The sequence below is a fragment of the Paenibacillus sp. JGP012 genome (genome assembly GCF_014203995.1).
GTDB lineage: Bacteria > Bacillota > Bacilli > Paenibacillales > Paenibacillaceae > Paenibacillus > Paenibacillus silvae.
Window position 1 is genome coordinate 1 of sequence record NZ_JACHKG010000060.1, and the last position, 3098, is coordinate 3098.

Sequence of the window (3098 nt, forward strand, 5' to 3'; positions counted from 1 at the left end):
CCATGATACTTTAATTATAAGCGAAAAAGGTACAGTCTCCACAATTTTCTTGAGAGCTGTACCTTTAACATGGAATGGACTTTTTCAGTGGCCTCAATCGCGGATTCGGTCTCTTTTTTATAATTATCGTTAATGTCGTATTGACAATATCAAAATCATTTGTTATCATTTCGATAATATCAAAACGACATTATTATGAAATGAGAATGAGCCATGTTTGGATTCCGATTCGTAAAGTTTCAACCCAGTGAGTATGTAATGAAGGTGAAGAACGGCAGAGTGCAGCGCGAGGGCGTAGGGTTATCGTTTTATTATTATGAGCCGACGACTTCGGTGGTTGTGCTGCCTGTATCATCGGTCGATGTGCCCTTTATGTTTGAAGAGATTACAGCGGATTATCAGACGGTTACTGTGCAGGGTCAGCTCAGCTACCGCATTATGGATTACAGCAAAATTACCAAGAGCCTGAATTACACGTATAATTTACGCAAAAATCAATATATGTCGGATGATCCCGGAAAGCTGGATCAGCGTGTCATTACGATCGCCAAAGTGCTCACCAAAAAATATCTGGAGCAGCTGCCGCTGAGAGAAGCGATTCAGTCGAGTGAACGGCTCGCCAGTAGCATGAAGCGTGAGGTTACGCAGCATGAAGAGCTGGAGAAGCTGGGTGTTGAGCTTATGAATTTGTCGATTCTGGCGATCTTGCCCAATAAGGAAACGATGCGTGCATTGGAAGCACAGGCGAGAGAGGAAATTCTGCGTCAGGCAGACGAGGCGTTGTATGTGCGGCGGAATGCTTCCATTGAGCAGGAGCGGCGAGTGAAGGAAAATGAACTGAACACCGAAATCGCTGTGGAAACGAAGCGACAGCAGATTCGGGAAACGCAATTGCAGGCAGAGCGCTCGGTGAAGCAGAAGCAGAACGAGATGGAGCAGGAGCAGCTCCAGTTCAATACAGCGATGGAGGAACGCAAGCAGCAGCTGATTGAGCTTACCATAGCGAATCAGAATGCCGAGGCAGATGCGAAGGCCTATGAGATTGCGGCTGTCATGAATTCGCTTCAGCATGTGCAGCCGAATGTATTGCAGGCGATGGCGAATATGGGCATGAATTCGGATAAATTAATTGCACTTGCGTTCCAGGAACTGGCCGAGAATGCGGGCAAGATCGGACAGCTTAACATCTCGCCAGATCTGCTGCAGGGTCTGATGTCACCAGCAGAAGGCAGAGGCAAAGGAGGTGCGGCACGATGATTCTCGGATGGGACAAACAAACGAATCTATCCGCTTCCAGAACAAGGCTTACACGATCCAGTCGAGTTAGTCAGAACGTGTCAGGCAATCAAGCCAATCTGGTGAAACAAGTCATTGAGACCGGTCAAAAAGTCAAAGAAATGAACACAGATTATCCTCAAGTCAAAGGGAAAGCGGGAGGCGAAATCACAGATGGTTAACATAAAAGAACCCATGAGTGAGCACAAATTAGTTCTGGTCAAACGCAGAACCCGGCTGGAGGAACTGATTGTACGGTACAATACCGTACAGCAGGCCCAGTTCTACATCGAACGTCTTGGTGCGGATTTTAGCGATTACATCGAAGAAGACCGGCGTTACCGACAATCGATACAGCTTGCTCAGCAGCAATTGAGTCAGCTTGGACGAGTCCAGATGATTGACCGGGAACATGTGCCGAATTTTATATTTGGAGAGCAAGATATTGTCGTGGTGGTCGGGCAGGATGGCCTGGTTGCCAATACACTGAAATATGTTACCAAGCAGCCGCTGATTGGTGTGAATCCAGACCCGATGCGGTGGGACGGGGTGCTTTTACCTTTTACAGTCGAGGATTTAAGCTTTATCGTTCCTGATGTGATTCGTAGGCAGCGCGCGCTTAAGGAAGTCACGCTTGCCAAGGTTGAGCTGAATGACGGACAGGTTTTGTACGGTGTCAATGACCTGTTTATTGGACGTAAGACACATGTATCGGCCCGTTATGAGGTACGTCTGGGAACAAGGAGCGAACATCAATCCTCCAGCGGAATCATCGTGTCCACAGGCATGGGATCGACAGGATGGTTCAAAAGTGTGCTCGCAGGTGCTTCAGGCATTGTAGGTTCTGCAGCCTGGCAGCAGCTAAGCCTTACCGGGAACGGGGAAGCGGCATCGGCAGCCGAGTCAGCAGGAAGCACGAATACGAGCGGATTTACGTGGGATGCCCCTTATTTGTACTATACAGTCAGGGAGCCGTTTCCGAGCCGCACCACCGCGGCCAGTCTCGTATTTGGACAGATTCATGCTAAGCAGCCGCTGCACATTATTTCACAGATGCCGGAGGATGGGGTTATTTTCAGTGACGGTGTGGAGCAGGATTTTCTGGAATTCAATTCTGGTGTGCATGCCACGATTGGCCTTGCCGAGAAGAGAGGGCGTCTCGTGATATGAACACGTTTCTTCTATTATAATATTGATCTGTACTATATTTTCGAATATATCAAAAGACGGTAATTCAATCGGTGCACCGCAGCCTGCGTTTTCTTGATTTGAATCAAGGAGATGCAGGTTTTTTCACGTTAAGATGAATACATAACCAGAACAAATACAGGAGGATGATGATCATGAGTATCACGTCATTACAAGAAGTTAAAGCATACAGTACGGAACGTTTCACGAAACGGGTGTTGTCTCAACAAGGAGGCGGTGTAACCTTCGTGCTTCATTTTCTGCCAGGGCAACAGCTTCCCGTTCACAAACATCCCGGTGCAGACCTTACACTGCTCGTTGTTGAAGGCAAAGGCACTCTGATGCTGGACGGAAAGGAGTGCGAGATTCAAACAGAAGATGTGGTGTCCTGCGGAGGGGAGACTGAATTTGCGTTCCATAATACGAGTGATGAGGAGGTTCGGTTGTTTGTGGTACTGAGCAAAGTGCCGGAAGCTTCGTACGCCAAGGATATATAATATAAAAATAAAATAGATCGATTATTGGAAATTGCAGGCTCCGACGAGGCCACTGAAGAACTAGCAGTTTTTCTACAGATGTTATTTAGTTTACAGAAAAGAAGACATTCGTACCGAATTTCGGAACGAATGTCTTCT

The 3098-nt window shown here is 47.3% G+C and carries 4 protein-coding genes; all 4 read left to right on the top strand.

All coding sequences use genetic code 11. The annotated features are described in order from the left end of the window. The first annotated feature begins 213 nt into the window (after positions 1–213). The 4 genes from HNR77_RS29785 to HNR77_RS29800 all read left to right on the top strand — a co-directional run bounded on the left by HNR77_RS29785 (position 214) and on the right by HNR77_RS29800 (position 2960). Positions 214–1257, top strand: a complete 1044-nt coding sequence (locus HNR77_RS29785) for an SPFH domain-containing protein (RefSeq protein WP_184191706.1) — start codon at positions 214–216, stop codon at positions 1255–1257. Next, positions 1254–1457, top strand: coding sequence for a hypothetical protein (locus HNR77_RS29790; RefSeq protein WP_184191709.1), 204 nt, complete (start codon positions 1254–1256; stop codon positions 1455–1457). Before HNR77_RS29785 ends, HNR77_RS29790 begins: the two co-directional genes overlap by 4 nt. After that, positions 1450–2445 (top strand): diacylglycerol kinase catalytic domain-containing protein, encoded by a 996-nt coding sequence (locus HNR77_RS29795; protein WP_221444054.1) that lies wholly within the window; start codon positions 1450–1452, stop codon positions 2443–2445. The genes HNR77_RS29790 and HNR77_RS29795 overlap by 8 nt, the downstream gene beginning before the upstream one ends. Before the next feature lie 173 nt (positions 2446–2618). After that, complete coding sequence (locus tag HNR77_RS29800) at positions 2619–2960, top strand: cupin domain-containing protein (RefSeq protein ID WP_184191712.1); 342 nt, start codon at positions 2619–2621, stop codon at positions 2958–2960. Positions 2961–3098: the final 138 nt, after the last annotated feature.

What these genes read in the sequence shown, in the direction of transcription:
- HNR77_RS29785 (WP_184191706.1), top strand. Translation starts at nt 214, where the DNA reads ATGTTTGGATTCCGATTCGTAAAGTTTCAACCCAGTGAGTATGTAATG.
- HNR77_RS29790 (WP_184191709.1), top strand. Translation starts at nt 1,254, where the DNA reads ATGATTCTCGGATGGGACAAACAAACGAATCTATCCGCTTCCAGAACA.
- HNR77_RS29795 (WP_221444054.1), top strand. Translation starts at nt 1,450, where the DNA reads ATGGTTAACATAAAAGAACCCATGAGTGAGCACAAATTAGTTCTGGTC.
- HNR77_RS29800 (WP_184191712.1), top strand. Translation starts at nt 2,619, where the DNA reads ATGAGTATCACGTCATTACAAGAAGTTAAAGCATACAGTACGGAACGT.